Consider the following 693-nt stretch of genomic DNA (forward strand, 5'->3'; position numbering starts at 1 on the left):
CTATTTAGATAACCATAATAACGTATTTTGAAGACTTATTTCCATTTCAAAAGCAAACTCTTTTATGAATTCAATATTATTTCTATGTGCAAATCTTCTTTTTGAGAAAAATCTGCAATGAATAAGAAAAATAAGAATTGCAAATACTTCAACAAAATAGCCATCAAAGGAAATTAAGTTTCCAGTTTCAATAAATTCAAACAAAATTCCAGATATATAAACAACAAATAATATCATCATGGAAAAATTAGCAAGTTTGTTTTTATTAAAAAAACAAAAATCAAAAAAGAGCAATGGAGATTTTATACTTCTTAGTGAAACTTTTTTGCTCAAGCCAAAATAGATGAAGCAAGCAAGAAACCCCAACAGACTCAAAACCATCAAAATAAACGGAATATATACAATCATGCTCATTTATCCTTAAACTGCGTATTACCGCGAAGGAGCTCGCTCTTTAATGGCGTTTTTCAAGATAACTTTTTCATCGATGAGATATTAGCATCTACTACTGTCTACTTCACCAAGATACCAATGTTCTGAGTAAAAAGGGTTACCTCTTGGCGATACTTATCCCTGACAACAGAACGACAACTGGTATCCCCCTAACAGTTGACCAGTTCCTCGCTCCTTGAACGGTTCTGGTCAACGCTTAAGTGGTTATTTCCTACCTTATTTTACAATATCTCGTGATAA

Annotated in this window: 1 protein-coding gene; it reads right to left on the reverse strand. The window is 32.0% G+C overall.

From position 1 onward, the window contains the following. The gene (locus LGZ98_RS23980; protein WP_262978756.1) at positions 1–408 is read right to left on the reverse strand and encodes a hypothetical protein; all 408 of its coding nucleotides are present in this window, start codon (positions 406–408) and stop codon (positions 1–3) included. Positions 409–693 lie beyond the last annotated feature (285 nt).

This window comes from Photorhabdus kayaii, from assembly GCF_025384895.1.
GTDB lineage: Bacteria > Pseudomonadota > Gammaproteobacteria > Enterobacterales > Enterobacteriaceae > Photorhabdus > Photorhabdus kayaii.

Coding starts and splice junctions, on each gene's coding strand:
- LGZ98_RS23980 (WP_262978756.1), bottom strand. CDS start 408: ATGATTGTATATATTCCGTTTATTTTGATGGTTTTGAGTCTGTTGGGG.